The organism is Geopseudomonas aromaticivorans, assembly GCF_019097855.1.
Lineage (GTDB): Bacteria > Pseudomonadota > Gammaproteobacteria > Pseudomonadales > Pseudomonadaceae > Geopseudomonas > Geopseudomonas aromaticivorans.
Genome location: NZ_JAHRGL010000071.1, coordinates 55,964 through 76,754 on the forward strand (window position 1 = coordinate 55,964; position 20,791 = coordinate 76,754).

The 20,791-nt window shown below is 69.8% G+C and carries 20 protein-coding genes and 1 riboswitch; of the genes, 6 read left to right on the forward strand and 14 right to left on the reverse strand.

The annotated features are described in order from the left end of the window. Window positions 1-56 precede the first annotated feature (56 nt). From ribA to KRX52_RS18805, 3 genes are read left to right on the forward strand one after another with little or no spacing between them, the layout of a single operon-like run. On the forward strand, window positions 57-668 hold the full coding sequence (gene ribA / locus KRX52_RS18795) for a GTP cyclohydrolase II (RefSeq protein ID WP_217683250.1): 612 nt from the start codon (window positions 57-59) through the stop codon (window positions 666-668). Then, window positions 665-1,087 carry an MFS transporter gene (locus KRX52_RS18800; RefSeq protein ID WP_217683251.1) on the forward strand — a complete coding sequence of 141 codons (423 nt, stop codon included), beginning with the start codon at window positions 665-667 and terminating at the stop codon, window positions 1,085-1,087. The genes ribA and KRX52_RS18800 overlap by 4 nt, the downstream gene beginning before the upstream one ends. Next, window positions 1,087-1,905 (forward strand): cobalamin-binding protein, encoded by an 819-nt coding sequence (locus KRX52_RS18805; RefSeq protein ID WP_217683252.1) that lies wholly within the window; start codon window positions 1,087-1,089, stop codon window positions 1,903-1,905. The genes KRX52_RS18800 and KRX52_RS18805 overlap by 1 nt, the downstream gene beginning before the upstream one ends. Before the next feature lie 78 nt (window positions 1,906-1,983). Here the strand turns inward: KRX52_RS18805 and KRX52_RS18810 are convergent, their stop codons facing one another. The 11 genes from KRX52_RS18810 to KRX52_RS18860 form a co-directional block, all read right to left on the reverse strand. Next, window positions 1,984-3,891, reverse strand: a complete 1,908-nt coding sequence (locus KRX52_RS18810) for a TonB-dependent receptor domain-containing protein (RefSeq protein WP_217683253.1) — start codon at window positions 3,889-3,891, stop codon at window positions 1,984-1,986. A gap of 100 nt (window positions 3,892-3,991) precedes the next feature. Next, window positions 3,992-4,196: riboswitch (cobalamin riboswitch) on the reverse strand. A gap of 42 nt (window positions 4,197-4,238) precedes the next feature. Next, window positions 4,239-6,149 (reverse strand): 1-deoxy-D-xylulose-5-phosphate synthase, encoded by a 1,911-nt coding sequence (gene dxs, locus KRX52_RS18815; protein ID WP_217683254.1) that lies wholly within the window; start codon window positions 6,147-6,149, stop codon window positions 4,239-4,241. Window positions 6,150-6,313: 164 nt separating this feature from the next. Next, window positions 6,314-7,204 carry a (2E,6E)-farnesyl diphosphate synthase gene (ispA, locus tag KRX52_RS18820; protein ID WP_217683255.1) on the reverse strand — a complete coding sequence of 297 codons (891 nt, stop codon included), beginning with the start codon at window positions 7,202-7,204 and terminating at the stop codon, window positions 6,314-6,316. Then, complete coding sequence (locus tag KRX52_RS18825) at window positions 7,201-7,440, reverse strand: exodeoxyribonuclease VII small subunit (RefSeq protein WP_217683256.1); 240 nt, start codon at window positions 7,438-7,440, stop codon at window positions 7,201-7,203. The genes ispA and KRX52_RS18825 overlap by 4 nt, the downstream gene beginning before the upstream one ends. Window positions 7,441-7,551: 111 nt before the next feature. Continuing rightward, a complete protein-coding gene (locus KRX52_RS18830) occupies window positions 7,552-8,322 on the reverse strand; it encodes a sulfite exporter TauE/SafE family protein (RefSeq protein ID WP_217683257.1) in 771 nt (256 codons plus the stop codon). Between the two features lie 144 nt (window positions 8,323-8,466). Beyond that, window positions 8,467-10,365: a putative bifunctional diguanylate cyclase/phosphodiesterase gene (locus tag KRX52_RS18835; RefSeq protein WP_217683258.1), complete on the reverse strand. Its 1,899-nt coding sequence runs from the start codon at window positions 10,363-10,365 to the stop codon at window positions 8,467-8,469. Window positions 10,366-10,490: 125 nt separating this feature from the next. Continuing rightward, complete coding sequence (gene ppa / locus KRX52_RS18840; protein WP_217683259.1) at window positions 10,491-11,018, reverse strand: inorganic diphosphatase; 528 nt, start codon at window positions 11,016-11,018, stop codon at window positions 10,491-10,493. 85 nt (window positions 11,019-11,103) lie between these two features. Beyond that, entirely contained in the window at window positions 11,104-11,958 is an 855-nt protein-coding gene (locus tag KRX52_RS18845; protein WP_217683260.1) for a M90 family metallopeptidase, read from the reverse strand. Between the two features lie 128 nt (window positions 11,959-12,086). After that, window positions 12,087-12,431: a YdbL family probable chaperone protein gene (locus KRX52_RS18850; RefSeq protein WP_217683261.1), complete on the reverse strand. Its 345-nt coding sequence runs from the start codon at window positions 12,429-12,431 to the stop codon at window positions 12,087-12,089. Between the two features lie 10 nt (window positions 12,432-12,441). Then, window positions 12,442-12,633, reverse strand: a complete 192-nt coding sequence (locus tag KRX52_RS18855; RefSeq protein WP_217683262.1) for a YnbE family lipoprotein — start codon at window positions 12,631-12,633, stop codon at window positions 12,442-12,444. Window positions 12,634-12,650: 17 nt separating this feature from the next. Continuing rightward, the gene (locus KRX52_RS18860) at window positions 12,651-14,888 is read right to left on the reverse strand and encodes an intermembrane phospholipid transport YdbH family protein (RefSeq protein WP_217683263.1); all 2,238 of its coding nucleotides are present in this window, start codon (window positions 14,886-14,888) and stop codon (window positions 12,651-12,653) included. A 179-nt stretch (window positions 14,889-15,067) separates the two neighbouring features. On the opposite strand from KRX52_RS18860, the gene mpl reads away from it, so the two are divergent. Genes mpl through KRX52_RS18875 form a run of 3 tightly spaced genes read left to right on the forward strand, consistent with a single transcriptional unit; the run spans window position 15,068 to window position 17,368 of the window. After that, a complete protein-coding gene (mpl, locus tag KRX52_RS18865) occupies window positions 15,068-16,420 on the forward strand; it encodes a UDP-N-acetylmuramate:L-alanyl-gamma-D-glutamyl-meso-diaminopimelate ligase (protein WP_217683264.1) in 1,353 nt (450 codons plus the stop codon). An 11-nt stretch (window positions 16,421-16,431) separates the two neighbouring features. After that, window positions 16,432-17,064, forward strand: coding sequence for a flavin prenyltransferase UbiX (gene ubiX / locus KRX52_RS18870; RefSeq protein ID WP_217683265.1), 633 nt, complete (start codon window positions 16,432-16,434; stop codon window positions 17,062-17,064). Further along, window positions 17,057-17,368 carry a YceK/YidQ family lipoprotein gene (locus tag KRX52_RS18875; protein WP_217683266.1) on the forward strand — a complete coding sequence of 104 codons (312 nt, stop codon included), beginning with the start codon at window positions 17,057-17,059 and terminating at the stop codon, window positions 17,366-17,368. The genes ubiX and KRX52_RS18875 overlap by 8 nt, the downstream gene beginning before the upstream one ends. Before the next feature lie 27 nt (window positions 17,369-17,395). Here the strand turns inward: KRX52_RS18875 and KRX52_RS18880 are convergent, their stop codons facing one another. The 3 genes from KRX52_RS18880 to KRX52_RS18890 form a co-directional block, all read right to left on the reverse strand. Continuing rightward, window positions 17,396-17,800: an ABZJ_00895 family protein gene (locus KRX52_RS18880; RefSeq protein ID WP_217683267.1), complete on the reverse strand. Its 405-nt coding sequence runs from the start codon at window positions 17,798-17,800 to the stop codon at window positions 17,396-17,398. Window positions 17,801-17,975: 175 nt separating this feature from the next. Continuing rightward, on the reverse strand, window positions 17,976-18,842 hold the full coding sequence (locus KRX52_RS18885) for an MBL fold metallo-hydrolase (RefSeq protein WP_217683268.1): 867 nt from the start codon (window positions 18,840-18,842) through the stop codon (window positions 17,976-17,978). Window positions 18,843-18,962: 120 nt separating this feature from the next. Next, complete coding sequence (locus KRX52_RS18890) at window positions 18,963-20,744, reverse strand: acyl-CoA dehydrogenase C-terminal domain-containing protein (protein WP_217683269.1); 1,782 nt, start codon at window positions 20,742-20,744, stop codon at window positions 18,963-18,965. Window positions 20,745-20,791 lie beyond the last annotated feature (47 nt).

A 20,791-nucleotide genomic window follows, 5' to 3' on the forward strand; every position in this document is an offset into this window, starting at 1 on the left:
TTCCTCGGCGATGCTGCTGCTACAATCGGGACCTTACGACTTTCAGGAGTGTTCCGGTGTCCGTCGTCTTTGTCGCCGCCTCGAAGCTGCCAACCCCGTTTGGCGTGTTCACCATGCATGGCTTTCTCGATGAGGCCACCGGCAAGGAGCACGTGGCCCTGACCCTGGGCGACGTCGCCGATGGCGCGCCGGTGCTCGGCCGCCTGCACTCCGAGTGCCTGACCGGCGATGCGCTGTTCAGCCTGCGCTGCGACTGCGGCGCCCAGCTGGAGGCCGCGCTGGCGGCCATCGCCGCCGAAGGGCGCGGCGTGCTGCTCTACCTGCGCCAGGAAGGCCGCGGCATCGGCCTGCTCAACAAGATCCGCGCCTACGAGCTGCAGGACGCCGGCGCCGACACCGTCGAGGCCAACGAGCGCCTGGGCTTCGGTGCCGACCAGCGCGACTACGCGATGTGCCGGCCGATGCTCGACCACCTGGGCATCACCGCGCTCAAGCTGATGACCAACAACCCGCGCAAGCTCAAGGCCCTGGAAACCTACGGCATCCGCCTGGCCGAGCGCGTGCCGCTGCACAGCGGCCTCAACCCGCACAACAAGCACTACCTGGCGACCAAGGCCGGCAAGCTCGGCCACCTGCTCGGCAACCAGCATCAGGCTGAATCCGAATGAGTCAGGCCGGCGTGCAGCGGCCGGCGTTCGCCCGCCGCTGGTGGGGACTGCTGGCCGTGGCCCTGCTGCCGCTGATCCTGCTCGGCGCCTTCGGGCCCGAGCAGGCGCCGCTGCCCGACAGCCTGGCCATGCCGCTGTTCGTCGCCGCGCTGCTGAGCATGTTCGTCGGCCTGCCGCTGTTCCGTCGCTACAAGCATGCGTTGATCGGCTGCGGTCGCGCCCTCAACGGTGCGGACGAAGGCACCGCCTGGAGCGAACTGGCCAAGGCCCAGCGCCACGGCCTGCTCGGCGCGTTGCTGCCGGCCTGGTTCGCTGCGTTTGGCCAACTGGCCGACCTGCACGGCGTGCCGGTGCTGCTGCTGGCCTTTGCCTCCGTGCTGATCGCCATCCTCTACCGACTGCCGTGCCAGCTGCGCTGATGCGCCGCCTGCTGCTCGCCGTCCTGCTGCTCGGCGCCGCGCTGGCACAGGCTGCGGAACCGGCCGGGCAGGGCGCCCGGCGGGTGGTGGCGCTGGCGCCGTCGCTCAGCGAGATTATGGTGGAACTGGGTGCCGCCGAACGCCTGGTCGGCGTGCTCGACGCCGGCCCGCGTCTGCCGGCGCTGGCCCACCTGCCGTCCCTCGGTCGCTACGGCCAGCTCAATCTGGAGGCCCTGCTGGCGCTGCAGCCCGACCTGATCCTGCTGTGGCCGGACAGCGTCGGCCCGGCCATGCAGGCCCAGCTCGGCAGCCTCGGTATCCCGCTGATCGAGGCGCAGCCGCACAGCCTCGCCGAACTGGCCGGGCAGCTGGCGCTGATCGGCGCCGCCGTCGGTCACCCCGAGCAGGGCGGGCGGCTGGCCACGCAGATGCGCGAGGGCGTGCGCCAGCTGGCCGCGCGCCATGCACGGGCCGAGCCGCTGGCGGTGTTTTACCAGGTCTGGGACCGCCCCATGTACACCCTCGGCGGTCGGCAGATCATCAGCGATGCTCTGCGCCTGTGCGGCGCGCGCAACGTGTTCGGTGATCTCGACCTGCCGGCGCCGCAGGTCAGCGTCGAGTCGGTGCTGGCCCGCGATCCGGCGGTGATCCTGGTCGGCGAGCCGGGCCAGGCCGCCGCCTGGCAAGCCTGGCCGCAGCTGACCGCGGTGCGCCGCGGCCAGGTCTGGGAGGTGCCGGACGAGGGCATCGAGCGGCCGAGCTTCCAGATGCTCGCCGCCACGGCGAAGCTGTGTACGTTGCTGGACGGGGCGCGCTGAGTTTCGCTGCTGGAAACGACGAGGCCCCGCATCCGCGGGGCCTCGTTTTTCTGGAGCCGGTTCGGCAATGGCTGGGCCCTATTGCAGTGCCGGCGTCCAGGTCAGGCCGACTTTCACGCTGAGGGGCTCTTCCTGGTAGCCATGATCCTGGCCATTGTATTGGTACAGTGAGCGGCTGTAGTCCTTGTCCAGCAGGTTGGCCAACTTCATGTCGAACGCCAGTTCCGGTGTGGCCTGCCAGCTGCTGCGTAGGTCGAGTACGCCATGTCCGGCGATTTCCGTCTGGTTGTCGAGCTTGTCATAGCTCGAGCTGGCCAGTCGCCAGCTGGCGCCGACGGCAAAGGCGCCGAACTGTCGGTCCAGATCATAGCTGAATGTGCGCTTGGCGCGCCGGGCCAGGGTATGGCCGGTCTGGCGGTCGCGCGGGTCGATGATGCTGGCGCCCAGGGCGTGCTGCCAACCCAGCAGCTCCTGTTGCAGGGTCAGCTCGAAACCGTTGATGCGAGCCTCGGCGACGTTGTAGTTGCTGCCGTTGAAGGTCGCCGGGTCGAAGACGTAGACGATCAGGTCGCGTACATCGGTGCGATACAGCGAGGCTTCCAGGCGGGTCTTTTCCGCCAGCTGGCTGCGCCACTGCAGCTCGTAACTCTTGGAACGCTCCGGTTGTAGGTCGGGGTTGGCGCCCCAGCTGGCTGGCGAGTACAGGTCGTTGAAGGTCGGGGCACGGAAGCCTTCGGCGTAGGACAGGACTAGATCGTTGCGCGCATTCAGCGGCAGGGTCAGTGCAGCGTTGAACGTGTTTTCGCTACCGTACTGCTGGTTCTTGTCGTGGCGCAGGCCCAGTTCGGTGGCGAAACGTTCGCCCCGATAGCTGTGCTGAATGAAGCCGGCCTGATTCCAGCGGCTGGTCTGCGAATACTCGGTGGTGCTGTGCAGCTTGTCGCGCAGGTAGTCGGCGCCGACCAGCAGGTTGTGCCGGTCGTTCAGGGTCAGGGTGTTGAGCCAGCTGGCCGAGTCGCGGTAGCTGTTGAATGCCTCGCTACCCGGGAACAGCTTGTCGAAGCTTTCCTGCTTGTCCTCGCCGTGGCCGACTTCCAGGCGGCTGCTCCACAGCTCGCTGGCGCGCCAGTCGAGCCAGGCTGAGGTGCTGCTCAGGCTGAAGTGATCGTAAGGCTTCTGCGGGTGGACGTTCCAGGCGGTATCCCAGCGGCCGAAAGGGTTGTCATATTCGGTCTTGCCGCGCTGGTCGAGCACGTTGAGGCCGGTGCTCAGGTTTTCGGCGAGCTTGTGGCTGAGGGTGAAGCTGACGGCCTGGTTGCGATAGGCGTCGTGATCGGCATCGGAGGGGTAGGAGGGGCCGGTACGGTCGATGCCTTGGGTTTCGTCCAGGCTGGCGTTCAGGCTGAAGCGGGTTTGCTGGTCGCCCCCGGACAGGCCCATGCTGCGTTCCCAGGTGCCCTGGCTTCCGGCTGCCAGGCGCAGGCGCGGCTGCAGGCCGGGGCCTTCGGCGCGCCGGGTGAAGATCTGCACCACGCCGCCAATGGTATCCGCGCCATAGAGCGCGGAGCGCGAGCCGCGCAGGACTTCGATACGCTCGATCTGGTCGATGCTGAGATGCTGCAGGCTGGCGCCGCCAGCGGAAACGGAGCCGGTGCGCTGACCGTCGATCAGCACCAGGCTCTGGGCTGTGCCAGTGCCGCGGATGAACAGGCTGACATTGCTGCCACGGCCACCGCTCTGCACGACCTGCACGCCCGGAACGCGCTGCAGCAGTTCTGGCACGCTCGCAGGTTGCAGCCGCTCGATATCGGCGCGCGTGAAGACGCTATTTGCCGTTGTGGCTTGCTTGCGTAGTTCGGCCTTGCGCCCGGAGCTGATGACCAGGGCGGGCGCTTGCAGCTCTTCGCTGCTGTCGATGTTGGCGTCATCGGCCCACAGGCTGGTGGGCAGCAGCGTGATGGCCAGCGCCAGACGGGAAAGCTTCATCAGGAAATCCTCAAAAGTGGAAGGCAGACTTTCGAGGAGGGCAGGAACCAGCGACGCGCCGACGAACGGCGCGTGACTGACGGTGCGGCCCTCCGCAACACCTGTCGAATTCGTCGGGGCCGGTCTCCGGGCTGTCGACCCTTGCCCGCCTTCCCAGGAAATCCCAGTGGCGGTTGGACAAGGTTGCAGGCGATGGCCTGCAGTCGATTACCGTTGCGGGGGCAGCGCCGGGATTGTCCATAGGACGCACCGGCTTCCCGTTTAATGCCGGCCAATGCCGGCACACCCTGACGAAAAGCAAAACGCCGCGCACCTTAGTGCGCGGCGTCGTGGAACTCAAGCAGCTTTCAGACGACTTGAGTTGAATCTTTCTCAAGCAGCGCCAGGCGCCGGCGTACCGCGGCCTCGATGCCGGCGGCGTCGAGGCCGCACTCGGCGAGCATGTCGGCCGGCTTGGCGTGTTCCACGTAGCTGTCCGGCAGGCCGAGGTGCAGCAGCGGCCTGACGATGGCCTCGCCGGCGAGGAACTCGCTGACGGCCGAGCCGGCGCCACCCATGATGGCGTTTTCCTCGATGGTCACCAGCAGCGTGTGGCTGGCGGCCAGTTGGCGCACCAGCTCCTGGTCCAGCGGCTTGACGAAGCGCATGTCGACCACGGTGGCGTCGAGTTTGTCCGCCACCTGCAGGGCTTCGGCCAGTTGCACGCCGAACACCAGCAGGGCGACGCCGCGGCCCTGGCGGCGCAGCACGCCCTTGCCGATCGGCAGCGGTTCGAGGCTGTCGTCGGCGGCCAGCAGCGGACCGTTGCCGCGCGGGTAGCGCACCGCCGCCGGGCCGCGGTGCTGGTAGCCGGTGCTGAGCATGCGGCGCAGCTCGTGGCCGTCGCTCGGCGTCATCACCAGCATGCCGGGGATGCAGCGCAGGAAGGAAATGTCGAAGCTGCCGGCGTGGGTCGGGCCGTCCTCGCCGACCAGGCCGGCGCGGTCGATGGCGAACAGCACGTCGAGATCCTGCACCGCCACGTCGTGGATCAGCTGGTCGTAGGCGCGCTGCAGGAAGGTCGAGTAGATCGCCACCACCGGCTTGGCGCCCTCGCAGGCCAGGCCGGCGGCCAGGGTCACCGCGTGCTGCTCGGCGATGGCGACGTCGAAGTAGCGCTCGGGGAAGCGTTCGCTGAAGGCCACCAGGTCGGAGCCTTCCTTCATCGCCGGGGTGATGCCGATCAGCCGCTCGTCCTGGACGGCCATGTCGCACAGCCACTGGCCGAACACCGCCGAGTACTTCGGCCCGCTCGGCTGCTTGGCGGCCTGCGGGTTCTCCGGCTCGAGCTTGCCGATGGCGTGGTAGCCGATCGGGTCGGCCTCGGCGGGGGCGAAGCCCTTGCCCTTCTTGGTGATGATGTGCAGGAACTGCGGGCCCTTGAGGTCGCGCATCTTGCGCAGGGTGGCGACCAGGGTCGGCAGGTCGTGGCCGTCGATCGGGCCGATGTAGTTCCAGCCCAATTCCTCGAACAGGGTGCCGGGGACCAGCATGCCCTTGGCGTGCTCCTCGGTGCGGCGGGCGATTTCCCAGGCGCCGGGGATGCGCGAGAGGATCTTCTTGCTGCCCTCGCGCATGCTGGCGTAGGTGCGGCTGGAGAGGATCTTGGTCAGGTAGTTGTTCAGGCCGCCGACGTTGCGCGAGATCGACATGTCGTTGTCGTTGAGCACCACCAGCATGTCGGCCTTGACCTCGGGCGCATGGTTGAGCGCCTCGAAGGCCATGCCGGCGGTCAGTGCGCCGTCGCCGATCACCGCCACGGTGCGGCGGTCGTTGCCCTGCAGGCGGTGAGCGAGGGCCATGCCCAGGGCGGCGCTGATCGAGGTGCTGGAGTGGCCGACACCGAAGGTGTCGTACTCGCTCTCGCTGCGCCGCGGGAAGGCGGCCAGGCCGCCCTTCTGGCGCAGGCTGGCCATCCGCTCGCGGCGCCCGGTGAGGATCTTGTGCGGGTAGGCCTGGTGGCCGACGTCCCACAGCAGACGGTCCTCGGGGGTGTTGTAGACGTAATGCAGGGCGATGGTCAGCTCGACCACGCCGAGGCCGGCACCGAAGTGCCCGCCGGTGCGTCCCACCGTGTAGAGCATGTACTGGCGCAGCTCGTCGGCCAGGGTGTCCAGCTCGCTTTCGCTGAGGGTGCGCAGCACGGCAGGGCTGTCGATGCGGTCGAGCAGGGGGGTGTCGGGCCGCTGGCGGGGAAACTCTTGCAGCGTCTTGGGCATCGGACGGGTTCGGCAATCGGCAAAAAGATGCGGGAGTTTACCCGAAGCCGAGGGTCCACCCAAGCGAGGCGAAGGTAGTGGCGGTCGGGGGGCGGAAAACTCGCGCAGGTCTTTTCCCGCCTGCGCAGGTCGGACAAGTGGCGGTGCGCGTGGCGCACCCCGCGTCAGTGGCGGCGTTCGACGATGTAGCAGGCCAGCTGGCGCAGGGCGTCGGCTCGGGAGTCGAAGCACGCCAGCGCGGCCAGCGCCTGGTCGCGCAGCTCGAGGGCGTAGGTCTTGGCGGCATCGAGGCCGAGCAGCGCCGGGTAGGTCGGCTTGTCGTGGGCCTGGTCCTTGCCCTGGGTCTTGCCGAGGGTGGCGGTGTCGCTTTCCACGTCGAGGATGTCGTCCTGCACCTGGAAGGCCAGGCCGATGGCGCGGGCATAGTCCTGCAGCGCCGCGAGGCTGCGGGCGTCGCTGCGCCCGCTGGCCAGGGCGCCAAGGCGCACGCTGGCCTCGATCAGCGCACCGGTCTTGTGCCGGTGCATGGTTTCCAGCGCGGCCTGGTCGAGCTGGCGGCCGACCGAGCCGAGGTCGATGGCCTGGCCACCGACCATGCCGGCGGGGCCGGCGGCGCGTGCCAGGCTGGCGAGCATGTCCAGGCGGGTGTCGGCGTCCTGCGGATTCAGTGCGGCGTCGGCCAGCACTTCGAAGGCCAGCGCCTGCAGGCCGTCGCCGGCGAGGATGGCACAGGCCTCGTCGAAGGCGATGTGGGTGGTCGGCTGGCCGCGGCGCAGGTCGTCGTCGTCCATCGCCGGCAGGTCGTCGTGGACCAGCGAGTAGGCGTGGACCAGTTCCACCGCGCAGGCGGCGCCGTTGGCCTGTGCGGCCTCGGCGCCGAGGGCTTCGCAGGCGGCATAGGCGAGCAGCGGGCGTACCCGCTTGCCGCCGTTGATCACGCTGTAGCGCATGGCCTGGTACAGGCGTTCGAGCTCGCCACGCGGGGCGACGAATAGGCTTTCTAGTGCGGCATCGACGCGTGCCTGGCAGGCGGCCTGGTACTGCTTGAGGCTCATACCGCATCGCCCTCCGCCGCGAAGGGGGCGGTGGCGCCGTCGGTCCCGAGGAGGATCTGTACCTTCTGCTCGGCCTGGCTGAGCGCGCCCTGGCATTCGCGGGTCAGGCGGATGCCCTGCTCGAAGGCGGCCAGCGAGTCCTCGAGGGACAGTTCGCCACTTTCCAGGCGCTCGACCAGCGTCTGCAGTTCGGTCAGCGACTGTTCGAAATCGGGGGCGGCTTTCTTGCGGGCCATGGCGGCAGTCTCGGGCGGCGGAAAACGGCGCGACACTAGCAGAGCCGCGGACGGCGGGCAAATGGCAACCGGGTGGCCGGTGATGCCTCTCCCGGTGCGCAGCATGGGCGCTCAGCGCGCGTAGGTGGCCCAGAAGTAGTACAGGGTCATGCCGCTGCCCACGGCGATTACCAGCACGCGCAGCCAGCGGGCCGGCAGGCGCTGGCCGAGCGCGCCGCCGGCGTAGCCGCCGAGGGTGGCGCCGGCCAGCAGGACCAACAGCTCGCTCCAGCTGACCCGCCCGGCGAGGATGAAGGTGAGGCTGGCGACGCTGTAGATCACCGCCGAGATCAGGTTCTTCAGCGCATTGGCGCGCGCCAGTGCATGGCCCTCGATGGCGAAGGCGGCGAGCTGCAGGATGCCCATGCCGGCGCCGAAGTAGCCGCCGTACACCGAGACCAGCGCGTGGGCGCCGAGCGACAGTGGGCCGTGCGGCGGTACGGCCGTCGCCTCGCGGCGGCGCGCGGCGAGCAGGCGGCTGAGCCACGGGCTGGCGGCGAACAGCGCGGTGGCGACCAGCAGCAGCCAGGGAATCAGCACGCGGAACACGGCGTCGCCGCCGGCCAGCAGCAGCAGGCCACCACCCAGGCCGCCGGCCAGGCCGGCCGCCAGCAGCGGCAGCAGGTAGCCGCCCAGCGGGCGCAGCGAGCTGCGCGCGGCCCAGGCGCCGGCGATGCTAGCCGGCCACAGGGCCACGGCGTTGGTGGCGTTGGCGGTGACCGGCGGCAGGCCGCTGGCCAGCAGCGCCGGGAAGGAGAAGAAGGTGCCGCCGCCGGCCAGGGCGTTCATGCCGCCGGCGGCGAAGCCGGCGAGCAGCAGCAGGGATAGGTCGCTGAGGAGCATGGAGGGTTCTGCACGGATTTGGTGCGTCAGCTTAGCAGCCTGGGTGGCTCAGGCGTCCAGCGCGCAGTTGGGGCGCAGGGCAGGCGTATGAAGTCCTCCCCTACCGGTTTGCCAAGGCTGGCGCTGGTCGCCGCGCAGATGTCCCTAGGTGAGGGCCAGTGGCAGGGCTTCGGCATCCGCCATCTCGCTGGCCTGATTGCAGGCGAAGGCCGACTGCGGGCGGCCGAACAGGTAGCCCTGCAGGCGCTGACAGTGGTGGGCGCGCAGGAAGTCGGCCTGGCGCTGGTTTTCCACGCCCTCGGCGACCACCTGCATGCCCAGCTGCTCGGCGATCACCAGGATGCCGCGCACCAGCGCCACCGACTCGCGGCTGTCCGGCAGGCCGGCGACGAACTGGCGGTCGATCTTCACCCCGTCGAAGGGAAAGTGCTGCAGGTAGGTCAGCGAGGCGTAACCGGTGCCGAAGTCGTCGAGGAACAGGGTCAGGCCGGCGCGCTTGAGCGCGAGCAGGCTGTCGATGATCTGCTGGTCGGCGTCGAGCAGGGTGCTCTCGGTGATCTCCAGCTCCAGCCGCTGCACCGGCGGTTGCTCCTCGGCGAGGATCGCCAGCAGCGCGCCGGCCAGGTCGCCCTGGCGGAAGTCCAGCGGCGACAGGTTGACCGCAATGCTCCAGTCGCGGCCCTCGTCCTGCCAGTGGCGCAACTGGCGGCAGGCCTGACGGAATACCCAGCGGGTGGCCTCGATGATCAGCCCGGTTTCCTCCAGCACCGGCATGAACTGGGCCGAGCTGACCAGGCCGCGGCTGGGTGAGTGCCAGCGCAGCAGGGCCTCGAAGGTGTGCGCCTGGCCGTCGCCGTCGATCTGCGGCTGGTAGTACAGCTCGAACTCGTGGCGGACGAGGGCGGCGCGCAGCTCCTCCTCGAGGCGGCGGCGCTGCTCGGCGTCGTCGGCCAGTTGGTGGTCGAAATGGGCCAGGCGGTTCCGCCCGCGACCCTTGGCGTGATAGAGGGCGAGATCGGCTTCCTTGAGCAGCTGGGTGGCGCTGGTGTGGCCGCCCTGCTGGCAGGTGATGCCGATGCTCGGGCTGGTGAACAGCTCGTACTGGCGCACGTGGAATGGCTGGCGGAAGCTCTGCAGCAGCTGCTCGGCGAGGCTGTCGGCCTGCTCGACCAGGCCGCCGGAGAGCAGCACGATGAACTCGTCGCCGCCCAGGCGGGCGAGCAGGGCGCCGGGCGGCGCGTGCTTGCGCAGGCGATCGGCCACGCCGCGCAGCAGCAGGTCGCCGATGTCGTGGCCGAGGGTGTCGTTGATCCGCTTGAAATGGTCGAGGTCGATGAACAGCAACGCCTGCGCGGCGCCGCACTGCAGGCCGAGCTCGAGGCGGGCGAGCAGCTGGGTGCGGTTGGCGATGCCGGTCAGCGGGTCGTAGTGGGCCAGGTAGTGCAAGCGGTTCTCGGCCAGCTTGCGGTCGTCGATGTCGCGCACCAGCAGCAGCTGCAGCGGCTGGCCGGCGCGCAGGAAGGGCGTGCACGAGGCTTCCAGCGCGAAGCTGCCGCTGCCGCGGCGGGCGGCGAACTCGAGACTGCGGTTGGGCTGCTCGAGCAGGCGCGACCAGGCGTCCTGGCCGAGCAGCAGATCGTCGGCGCGATGGCTGCGCAGCTGCTCCGGGCTGCTGCCGAAGATCTGTGCGGCCGCCGGGTTGGCCGAATCGATATTGCCCTGCTGGTCGAGCACCAGCATGCCGACCGGAGCGGCCTCGATCAGGCTGCGCAGCAGCTGCTCGCTGTCGCGCAGGGCGCGGCGCTCGCCTTCGAGCTGGGCGATCATGTGATTGAAGCGCTGCGCCAGCCGGCCGATGGCATCGTTGCCGCTGGCGTCGGCGCGGGTCAGGCTGTTGCCGGCGGCGAAGGCGTCGGCTACTGCGCTGAGCGCAGCCAGGCGCCGCTTGGCCTGTCGCCGCCGCAGCATGCCGAACAGGCTGCCGAGCGCCAGCAGGAGCGTGGCGAGTAGAGCGAACGGGCCGAGCAGCTGGGAAAGATGCATGGGCAGACAGGTCCGGCAGAGAAGCGCGTCACCTTAGCGGAAAGAGTCACTCAAGATAAACCCAGATAAAACATATGGGCATAAAAAAGCCGGCTTGTGGCCGGCTTTTCCTTGGCGGGTTCGACTTACTTCTGGTAAGCCGCAACCGCCTTGAGAATCAGTTGGCGGGCTTCTTCGGCGTTGCCCCAGCCTTCCACCTTCACCCACTTGCCCTTCTCGAGATCCTTGTAGTTCTCGAAGAAGTGCTTGATCTGCTCGATCAGCAGGGCCGGCAGGTCGGTGTATTCCTGCACATCCTTGTAGAGGACGGTCAGCTTGTCGTGCGGTACGGCGACCAGCTTGGCGTCGCCGCCAGCCTCGTCGCTCATGTTCAGCACGCCGACCGGGCGAGCGCGGATCACCGAACCCGGGGCTACCGGGTAGGGGGTCACTACCAGCACGTCGAGGGGGTCGCCGTCGTCGGCCAGGGTGTGCGGGATGAAGCCGTAGTTGGCCGGGTAGAACATCGGGGTGGCCATGAAGCGATCGACGAACAGGCAGTCGGTGTCGTGATCGATTTCGTACTTGATCGGCGCGTGGTTGGCCGGGATCTCGATGGCAACATAGATGTCGTTCGGCAGGTCTTTGCCAGCCGGGATCTTGCTGAAGCTCATGATGACTCCAAAGGGTCAGGCCAAAAATTGGCGCAGATTATAGGCGCATTCGCCCGAGTGTGCCACTTTGCCGCATGGCAACCATTCATGTCTCGCCGTCCGGAGTGGCCGGCATAGTCGTTTCGTTCGTCATCAGCTGGGACGCTTGGGCGTGCAGCTGGCTCAGCTCGCTGGCCAGGCGCTGCCGCGGATCCTGGCGGTAGAGCAGGCCCAGTTGCTCGTACACGGCGGGAAAGGCGTCCTGCAGCAGGTCCGGGGCGCTGAAGAAGTACTCGCTGGCCACGGCGAAGAACTCGGCCGGACTTTCCGCGGCGTAGGGATCGATGGCGGTCGCGGCGTCGGGGTTGCGGTCCAGCTCGGCGTTGAGGCGATCGTAGGCGGCCTGCATGGCGCCGGCCCAGGCGTCGCTGCGCATGTCCGGGTGCAGCGGCGGTTGGCCGTTGGCGCTGCCGTTGAGCATGTCCAGCTTGTGCGCCAGCTCGTGGATCACCAGGTTGTAGCCGTCCAGCGTGCCGCTGGCCTGCACCCCCGGCCAGGCGAGGATCACCGGGCCCTGCTGCCAGGCCTCGCCGCTGCGCTCGTCGTCCCAGACATGCTCGACGCCGGCCTCGTCGCGGTGGCGCTGCGGGCTGAGGAAGTCGTCGGGGTACAGCAGCAGCTGGCGGAAGCCCTGGTACCAGTCCAGATCCGGCAGGTTGAGCAGCGGCAGGCAGGCCTGGGCGGCCAGGTACAGGCGTGCGCTGTCGTCCAGCTCGACGCCGGGCAGGCTGCTCAGCTGCTTGTCGTGCAGGAACAGCAGGCACAGCTCGCCGAGGCGCTGCCGCTCGGCGGCATCGAGGCCGGCGAGGATCGGCAGATCGGCGCACACCGCGGCCCACAGCTGCGGGTCGAGGGGATGGCGGGCGAGCAGACGGCGGCGGCGCCAGTTGCGGAAGAACACGGCGGACAGTCCCTGTGAGCGGCGAAGGTGATGGCCGATTGTACGCCATCGCCACCCCGGCGCGGTCCGGCAGGCGTGGGCAGGTTTTGGCCGCGCGCTTGCGGGTCCGGAAGCGCGCACGCTGGCGGCTACTTGCGCCGCCACTGGCCATCGAGACGGATGAACTGGCCGGGCGGGGTCTTCTCGACCGCCTTCTTGCCGGCCATGGCCTCGACGTCGCTGAGCCGGATGCCGTTCTGGGTCGCCAGTTTCTGGTATTCGGCGCGGCGCGCCTGGTTGATCAGCTTGGCAACCTCGGCGCTCTGGCCGCCGGGCTGGACCACGCCGAGGTAGCCGTCGGTCTGCTCGCCCAACTGGCCGGCCACCTTGGCGGCAGGCAGGGCGGTCATCGCGCCGGACAGGTCCATGGCCAGCACCGGCAGGCTGAGGCCGAAAGCGAGCAGCAGGGGGGCGATGCGCTTGGTGAAGGTCATGTCGGGCTCCTCAGAACAGGCCGCTGGATTCGTCGAGAATGTTGTCCAGCGCCTTGTCGACCTTGATGTAGATTTGGTGCTCGATCTTCACGTTCAGGTTGATGTTGATCGGCTCCTTGGGCGCGGCCAGCTGCACCGTGGGGGTGCAGGCGCCGAGCAGCAGGCCGAGCAGCAGGGTGGAGCCGATATAACGCAGGCGCATGCTTGCGGTCTCCCGTGTCAGTGGCGCGGTTGCAGACGTTGCTGCACGCGGCGCTGGATGGCGTCGTTGACCCGTCCGGACAGCTGCAGACTGGTCAGCAGGGCCGGGACGTTCTCTTCCAGGTTGATGGTGAAGTTCACCGGCCGGCCGCCTTCCAGCGCCGGGTTGCGTCCCTGCAGGCGCAGGGCCAGCCGCAACGTGCCCTGCGCAGCATAGTCGACCTGGCTCTCCAGCCGATCGTAGCGGAAATCCTCCAGCGCCGTGGTGGCCAGTTGCAGGGCCGGATTGTCGCGGCCGAAGGCGCGGATGCGCTCCGAGCGCAGCTGCAGCACCCCGCCGGGTGCGCGCGCCTGCAGCTGCCCCCGGTCGATGTGCACGCCGTCGCGCTCGATGCGCAGCGGTAGTTGGCCGTCGAGGGTGCCGCTGCCGGACAGCCCTTCTGCCGGGTAGACCTTGAGCAGTTCGGCCAGTTCCAGGCCGTTGACCTGCACGGTCAGCGCCAGTGGCCGGCGCGCCAGGTCGAGGCGGGTTGGCAGCGTGCGCAGTTGGCCGCCGAACAGGCCGCTGTCGGCCTGCCACAGCTGCAGGCGGCCGGCCAGCGGCTGTGCCAGCTCGGCCTGGTAGTCGGCGCGCAGCTGCAGCGGGCCGAGCGGCACGCCGGGGTTGAGGCTGGCCAGGCGCAGCTCGGGCAGCTGCAGCTCCAGGCGCTGGCCGCGCAGCTGCGCGGTCAGGCGGGCGTCCAGTCCCTTCAGTTCGCTGCGATCATAGATGCCGCCGACCTGCAGCAGCTGCAGGACCAGATCGGCGCTAGGCGCGCTGCTGCCGGCGGCCAGCTGCAGCGTGCCGTGGCCCTGCAGTCGGCCGCTGGCCAGCTCCAGCAGCGCCGGCCAGTCGACCAGGGTTTTCGCCAGCGGATTGCCGCTGGCCAGGGCCAGTTCGGCCAGCGTATAGCCGACCTGCAGGGCGCCGCTGGCCGGGTGCTGCATGTGCAGGTCGACGGCCAACCCGGCGGCGTTGCGCAGGGTACCGGCGAGGCGGATGTCGGCTGTGCTGGCGGCCAGGCGGCCCTGCCAGTCCCAGCGCTGCGCCTGCAGCTGGGCCTGCTGCAGGCGGGCGGTGTGCAGGGCGAGCGGGCCGGCCAGCTGCAGCGGGCCGGCTGCAGCGTGGGTCAGCTGCAGGCCGGCGAGGTCGGCGCGCAGGTCGTCGAGGCGCAGGCCGGCGGCCGCGCTGTCCAGGCGTTGCACGCTGATCTGCGAGTCGGGGGCGAAGCTCAGCAGCAGCTCCGGCGCCTGCCAGCGGCCGCTCAGGCGCAGGTCGGCGCTCGGCTGGCGCAGCTCGAGGTCGTCCGCCTGCAGGCGCGGCAGGCGGGCCTGCAGGCGGGCGTGGTCGAGCTGGATCTGTGGCGGCAGGCCATCCTGCGGCTGCCAGCTGGCGGGCAGCTGCAGCGTCCACTCGGCATCCAGTTGCAGCGCGTCCGGTACTTGCCGCAGCGGCGCGGCGGCGGCGCCCAGCCACTGGGCCAGCCAGTCGTGCAGCCAGAGCACCGGCGGGCGCGCCGGCAGCTGCAGTGTGCCGTGCAGCACGCGGCCGTCGGCAGCGGCGGCGAGCCGGGCGCCGAGGGCGAGGTGCGGCTGGTCGTCCAGCGTCATTGCCAGCTGTAGGTGGGCAGCGTCCAGCGCGCCGCCCAGGTCGCCGGTGAGCAGAATGTGGTGTTCGGCGGCCTGCAGTTCCAGGCGCAGGCTGGCCGGCAGCAGGGCGGCGCCGGGTTGCTGCAACTGCAATTGGCCGTCCAGCCGGCAGCGGCCGTCGGGGCAGGGCAGGCTGGCGGCGATACGCTCGATCGCCACCTCGCGCGGCAGCCAGGCGAGCAGGCGGCCCAGGGCGTCGGCGCCGGGCAGGCGGCTGGCCTGGCCGGTCGGGGTGAGCGGCGCCTGCCAGTCGAGCTGCAGCTGCTGCACGGCGAGGCGCTGCAGGTAGGACTCGGCGCGACTCAGCCGCCAGTCGAGCTGCAGGGCGTCGGCGCCGAGCTGCAGGCGGCGGCCGTCGGCGGCCCGTTGCTCCAGCTCCAGGCGCTGCAGCTGCAGGCCGTGGCGCGACAGCGCGAGGCCCTGCCAGTCGAGGCGGACGATGCCCAACTCCTGCTGCACGCGCCGCCATTGCTGCCAGCCGAAGCCGGCCGCCGCCAGCCCGGCGAGCAGCAGGGCCAGCGTCAGCCAGAGCAGGAAGCGGCGCCAGCGCTGCGGGCCTGCGGCCATGGGTAGCTCCTTGCGGTGATCGCGGTCTCTCAGAGTGGTGTGTGCGGCGGGCAAGATCAAGGCGTGCGGCGCTTCGCGCGGGCGGCGGAATTGTCGGCCGCCGCCTGTTGTCCATGGGGGCCTGTGCTAACCTGCGCGGCAGTTTTCCGGGCCGCGCCCGCCCGTATTCGAGGTCATCCATGCATATCCACATTCTCGGCATCTGCGGCACCTTCATGGGCTCGCTGGCGGTGCTGGCCAAGGAGCTCGGCCACCGCGTCACCGGCTCCGACGCTAACGTCTACCCGCCGATGAGCACCCAGCTCGAGGCCCAGGGCATCCAGCTGACCCAGGGCTACGACCCGGCGCAGCTCGACCCGGCGCCGGACCTGGTGGTGATCGGCAACGCCCTGTCGCGCGGCAACCCGGCGGTGGAGCACGTGCTCAACGCCGGCCTGCCCTACGTCAGCGGCCCGCAGTGGCTGGCCGACCACGTGCTACAGGGCCGCTGGGTGCTGGCGGTGGCCGGCACCCACGGCAAGACCACCACCAGCAGCATGCTGGCCTGGGTGCTGGAAGATGCCGGGATGAGCCCGGGCTTTTTGATCGGCGGCGTGCCGCAGAACTTTGCGGTGTCCGCGCGCCTGGGCGGCACGCCGTTCTTCGTGGTCGAGGCCGACGAGTACGACAGCGCCTTCTTCGACAAGCGCAGCAAGTTCGTCCACTACCGCCCGCGCACCGCCATCCTCAACAACCTGGAATTCGACCACGCGGACATCTTCCCGGATCTGGCGGCCATCGAGCGGCAGTTCCACCATCTGGTGCGCACCATCCCCGGCCAGGGCCTGATCATCCGCCCGGCCGGCGAGCAAGCGCTGGCGCGGGTGCTGGAGATGGGCTGCTGGACCCCGGTGCAGACCACCGGCGCCGGCGGCCAGTGGCAGGCCCGGCTGCTCAGCGAAGACGGCTCGCGCTTCACCGTGCTGTTCGACGGCGCGGAGCAGGGCACCGTGGCGTGGGAGCTGACCGGCCAGCACAACGTCGCCAACGCCCTGGCCACCCTGGCGGCGGCGCGTCATGTCGGCGTCACCCCGGCGCAGGGCTGCGCGGCGCTGAGCGGCTTCAAGAGCGTCAAGCGGCGCATGGAGAAGGTCGCCGAGGTCAACGGCGTGACCCTCTACGACGACTTCGCCCACCACCCGACGGCCATCGCCACCACCCTCGACGGCCTGCGCAAGCGCGTCGGCAGCGCGCCGATCATCGCGGTGATCGAGCCGCGCTCCAACTCGATGAAGCTCGGCGCCCACCGCGACGGCCTGCCGGACTCGGTGGTCCAGGCCGACCGGGCGATCTGGTACGCGCCGGCCAACCTCGGCTGGGACCTGGCCGCCACCGTGGCCGGCTCCAGCGTGCCGACCACCGTGTGCGACTCGCTGGAAGCGATCATCGCCGCGGTCAAGGCCAGCGCCACGCCGGGCACCCAGGTGGTGGTGATGAGCAACGGCGGATTCGGCGGTCTGCACGGCAAGCTGGCCGCGGCACTGGCGGAATAAGGAGCATGGCGATGAGCGGTCCCGAGCGCATTACCCTGGCCATGACCGGCGCCTCCGGTGCGCAGTACGGCCTGCGCCTGCTCGACTGCCTGGTGCAGGAGGAGCGTGAGGTGCACTTCCTGATCTCCAAGGCGGCGCAGCTGGTGATGGCCACCGAGACCGACGTCGCCCTGCCGGCCAAGCCGCGGGCGATGCAGGCCTTCCTCACCGAGTACACCGGCGCGGCGCCGGGGCAGGTGCGGGTGTTCGGCCAGGACGACTGGATGGCGCCGCCGGCTTCCGGCTCCAGCGCCCCGGCGGCGATGGTGGTGGTGCCGTGCTCCACTGGAAGCCTGTCGGCGATCGCCAGCGGCGCCTGCAACAACTTGATCGAGCGCGCCGCCGACGTCGCCCTCAAGGAGCGCCGCCAGCTGATCCTGGTGCCGCGCGAGGCGCCGTTCTCCAGCATCCACCTGGAGAACATGCTCAAGCTGTCCAACCTCGGCGCGGTGATCCTGCCCGCCGCGCCGGGCTTCTACCACCAGCCACAGTCCATCGACGACCTGGTCGACTTCGTGGTAGCGCGCATCCTCAACCAGCTGGGCGTCCCCCAGGACATGCTGCCGCGCTGGGGCGAGCACCACCGGGTGAGTCCCGATGAGTGAGCCTGGCGGGGCGAATAAATTCGCCCCTGCGCTCCTGCTGCTGGCGCCGGTGCTGCTCGGCGGCTGCGCCAGCGTGCGGGTGCTGGATGCCGCCCAGCCCGGCGCGCCGCTGATCTACGCCGGCACCCGGCTGGACTGGTACGCACTCAACGGCGGCTGTTGCCCACGCGACCACTTCGGCGCCGAGGCGCCGAAACATCCCGCCCTCGACCTGCCGGCCAGCGCGCTGCTGGATACCTTGCTGCTGCCGCTGGCGATTGCGGCGGAGCTGGGGGTGGGGTTGCAGGTACGCGGCGGGAATTGAGTTTGCATCGCCGTCGGTGGCGAACGCTCAGCTTTTCCGGGTTCTGGTCGCGTCCTTGGCGTACTGCTTGCCGGCCGTGCCGATCATGAGCCAGATGACGAGCGCATGCAGGCCCGCCACGAAGGCAAGGGCATAAAAGACCGCGCCGAACGACAGGGGCGAGGTGGTGCTGACCAGCAGGATGATGCTCGACTGCAGCAGCAGGTCGACGATCAGCATGCCGAGGAAGGTCGCGCGTTGTTCCGAACTGCTGAGATAGCGGCCATTCTTCTTGGCGAATGCCAGGCAGGCCCACATGACCGCTCCCAGCAGGGCTGCGGTATTGGTCCCGGAGTTGCTCTGCAGGCCGATCAGGTGCATGCCGATGGCGATGCCGAACAGCAGGAACAGGTAGGCGAGCGCGAAGCGGCCGAGGAGGGCGACGAGGGACATCGGGCAGATTCCTTTGCGGTGACGGACCCATGCTCCTGCATGGGCGGCGCGGGACATTCGGCATCCCGCGCCGGGCCATTAGATCGTCAGGTCCGGGGGCCTGGGAAGTCCCGAAAGGTGAAGCGCCTCACGGCCCACACATGCCAGCGGCAGCCTTGCGGTTATACCGTGCTCGTCACTCCGCCAACCCCACCACCGCCGCGCAACTCTCGCTCAGCCCATACTTGCCCTTGGCATCGCGGCTCACCCGGCCCATCGCCACCTGCGGATCGTGGGTGAACACCAGCCGGCCATTGCGCGCCAGCAGGTCCTCCAGCAGCGCGGTCTTTTCCTCGATCAGGCCCTCCGGGAAGCGGTCGTAGCCCATGGTGATCGGCAGGTGCACCCAGGGCGCGCCGGGGATCAGGTCGCCGGCGAACAGCACCGGGCCGCCGGGCATGGCGACCTCGGGGAGGATCTGCCCAGGGGTGTGGCCGTCGCTGATATGGAAGCGCCAGTCGGCGCCGAGGGTGGCCGAGCCTTGGCCGTCGTCGAGCAGCTCCAGGCGGCCGCTGGCTTCCAGCAGTTCGAGCAGCTCGGGGATGTACGAGGCGCGGTCGCGGGCGTGCGGCGCGATGGCGCGTTGCCACTGGCGGCGGCCGGTGACGAAGCGCGCGTGGGGGAACAGCAGGCGCGCCGGCTGGCCCGCGGCCCAGGACGCGAGCAGGCCGCCGGCGTGGTCGAAGTGCAGGTGGGTGAGCACCACCACGTCGATGTCGGCGTCGGACAGGCCGTGGGCGGCGAGACTGTCGAGCAGCACGTGGCGGCTTTCCTGCACGCCGTAGCGCTCGCGCAGCTCGGGGCTGAAGAAGGCGCCGATGCCGGTCTCGATCAGCACGTTGCGCTCGTCCTCGCGCACCAGCAGGGCGCGGCAGCCCAGATCGATGCGGTGCAGGGCGTCGGCCGCCATCCAGCGCTCCCACAGGGCGCGCGGCGCGTTGCCGAACATGGCGCCGCCGTCGAGCTTCTGGCTGTTGCCGGGCAGGGTGGTCAGGGTGCGCATGGTCGGGTCCTTCTTGTTGTTGTCGGTGCCGGGTGCGGGCAGGCGCTCAGCCTGCCCCACGGAATAAAAAAGCGCGGCAGGCTCTGGCGAGCGCTGCCGCGCCAGACGCTCAACGGGCGGTCAGAATTGCTCTGCGTCCAGCCCGTACAGCGGCTCGCTGCCAGCGCGGATGCTGGCTTCCAGCGAGTGGATGCGCGGCAGCAGCTTGGCGAAGTAGAAGCGCGCGGTGGCCAGCTTGGCGGCGTAGAAGCGCTCGTCGCTGGCGCGGCGCTCGCCGGCCACGGCGGCCATGCGCGCCCACATGAAGGCGTAGGCGACGTAGCCGAACAGGTGCAGGTAGTCGACCGCAGCGGCGCCGACCTGCGCCGGGTTGGCCGCGGCCTGCTCGCCCAGCCAGGCGCTGACGCTTTCCAGGCGCTCCAGGGCGGCGAGCAGTTCGGCGGAGTGTGGCTGGGCGCTGCCGGCCGGGCTGTCGACGAAGGCGCGGATCTCGGCGGCGAACAGGCGCAGGCTGGCGCCGTCGCCGGCCAGCACCTTGCGGCCGAGCAGGTCGAGGGCCTGGATGCCGTTGGTGCCTTCGTAGATCTGCGCGATGCGCACGTCGCGCACCAGCTGCTCCTGGCCCCACTCGCGGATGTAGCCGTGGCCGCCGAACACCTGCTGGCCGTGCACGCAGCTTTCCAGCCCGGTGTCGGTGAAGAAGGCCTTGGCCACCGGGGTGAGCAGGGCGACCAGCGCGGCGGCCTGCGCGCGCTCAGTGGCGTCCTCGGTGAACTTGGCCAGGTCGAGCTGCTGGCCGACCCAGGTGGCGAAGGCGCGGCCGCCCTCGGTCAGCGCCTTCATGCTCAGCAACATGCGCCGCACGTCGGGGTGGACGATGATCGGGTCGGCGCTCTTCTCCGGCTGCTGGGCGCCGCCCGGGGCGCGGGACTGCAGGCGCTCGTGGGCGTAGGCCACGGCGCTCTGGTAGGAGGCCTCGGCGCAGCCGATGCCCTGGATGCCGATGGACAGGCGCTCGTAGTTCATCATGGTGAACATCGCCGCCAGGCCCTTGTTCGGCTCGCCGACCAGCCAGCCGGTGGCGCCGTCGAAGTTCATCACGCAGCTGGCCGAGGCCTTGATGCCCATCTTGTGCTCGATGGAGCCGCAGGCGACCGGGTTGCGCGCGCCCAGCGAGCCGTCGGCGTTGACCAGGAACTTGGGCACCAGGAACAGCGAGATGCCGCGCGAGCCGGGCGGCGCGTCGGGCAGGCGCGCCAGCACCAGATGGACGATGTTGGCGGTGAGGTCCTGCTCGCCGCCGGTGATGAAGATCTTGCTGCCGCTGATCGCGTAGCTGCCGTCGGCCTGCGGCTCGGCGCGGGTGCGCAGCAGGCCGAGGTCGCTGCCGGAGTGGGCCTCGGTCAGGCACATGGTGCCGGCCCACTCGCCGCTGTACAGGCGTGGCAGGTAGGTCTGCTTGAGCTCTTCGCTGGCGTGGGCGTCGATGGCCAGGCAGGCGCCGGAGGTCAGCGCCGAGTACAGGGCGAAGCTGGAACCGGCGGCATAGAGCATTTCCTCGAACTGCACGGCGAGCATCTTGGGCATGCCCAGGCCGCCGTAGGCGGGGTTGCCGGCGAGGCCGACCCAGCCGCCGTCGATGTAGGTGGCGTAGGCCTCCTTGAAGCCGGCCGGTGTGCTCACCGCACCGCCGTCGAAACGCGCGCCTTCCTCGTCGCCGCTGCGGTTGAGCGGGGCGAGCAGCTGGCCGGTGACCTTGGCGGCCTCCTCGAGGATGGCGTCGGCGGTGTCGGCGTCGACCGTCTCGGCCAGCGCCGGCAGGCGCGCCCACAGGGCCGGGGCGTCGAAGACTTCGTGGAGGACAAAGCGCATGTCGCGCAGGGGGGCATTGAATTCGGGCATGACGGAATCTCGCTGGTTCGGGCGGCGGGGCGCCGGATAGTCGGGGG

Coding starts and splice junctions, on each gene's coding strand:
- KRX52_RS18800 (WP_217683251.1), top strand. CDS start 665: ATGAGTCAGGCCGGCGTGCAGCGGCCGGCGTTCGCCCGCCGCTGGTGG.
- KRX52_RS18805 (WP_217683252.1), top strand. CDS start 1,087: ATGCGCCGCCTGCTGCTCGCCGTCCTGCTGCTCGGCGCCGCGCTGGCA.
- KRX52_RS18810 (WP_217683253.1), bottom strand. CDS start 3,891: ATGAAGCTTTCCCGTCTGGCGCTGGCCATCACGCTGCTGCCCACCAGC.
- dxs (WP_217683254.1), bottom strand. CDS start 6,149: ATGCCCAAGACGCTGCAAGAGTTTCCCCGCCAGCGGCCCGACACCCCC.
- ispA (WP_217683255.1), bottom strand. CDS start 7,204: ATGAGCCTCAAGCAGTACCAGGCCGCCTGCCAGGCACGCGTCGATGCC.
- KRX52_RS18825 (WP_217683256.1), bottom strand. CDS start 7,440: ATGGCCCGCAAGAAAGCCGCCCCCGATTTCGAACAGTCGCTGACCGAA.
- KRX52_RS18830 (WP_217683257.1), bottom strand. CDS start 8,322: ATGCTCCTCAGCGACCTATCCCTGCTGCTGCTCGCCGGCTTCGCCGCC.
- KRX52_RS18835 (WP_217683258.1), bottom strand. CDS start 10,365: ATGCATCTTTCCCAGCTGCTCGGCCCGTTCGCTCTACTCGCCACGCTC.
- ppa (WP_217683259.1), bottom strand. CDS start 11,018: ATGAGCTTCAGCAAGATCCCGGCTGGCAAAGACCTGCCGAACGACATC.
- KRX52_RS18850 (WP_217683261.1), bottom strand. CDS start 12,431: ATGACCTTCACCAAGCGCATCGCCCCCCTGCTGCTCGCTTTCGGCCTC.
- KRX52_RS18855 (WP_217683262.1), bottom strand. CDS start 12,633: ATGCGCCTGCGTTATATCGGCTCCACCCTGCTGCTCGGCCTGCTGCTC.
- KRX52_RS18860 (WP_217683263.1), bottom strand. CDS start 14,888: ATGGCCGCAGGCCCGCAGCGCTGGCGCCGCTTCCTGCTCTGGCTGACG.
- mpl (WP_217683264.1), top strand. CDS start 15,068: ATGCATATCCACATTCTCGGCATCTGCGGCACCTTCATGGGCTCGCTG.
- ubiX (WP_217683265.1), top strand. CDS start 16,432: ATGAGCGGTCCCGAGCGCATTACCCTGGCCATGACCGGCGCCTCCGGT.
- KRX52_RS18875 (WP_217683266.1), top strand. CDS start 17,057: ATGAGTGAGCCTGGCGGGGCGAATAAATTCGCCCCTGCGCTCCTGCTG.
- KRX52_RS18880 (WP_217683267.1), bottom strand. CDS start 17,800: ATGTCCCTCGTCGCCCTCCTCGGCCGCTTCGCGCTCGCCTACCTGTTC.
- KRX52_RS18885 (WP_217683268.1), bottom strand. CDS start 18,842: ATGCGCACCCTGACCACCCTGCCCGGCAACAGCCAGAAGCTCGACGGC.
- KRX52_RS18890 (WP_217683269.1), bottom strand. CDS start 20,744: ATGCCCGAATTCAATGCCCCCCTGCGCGACATGCGCTTTGTCCTCCAC.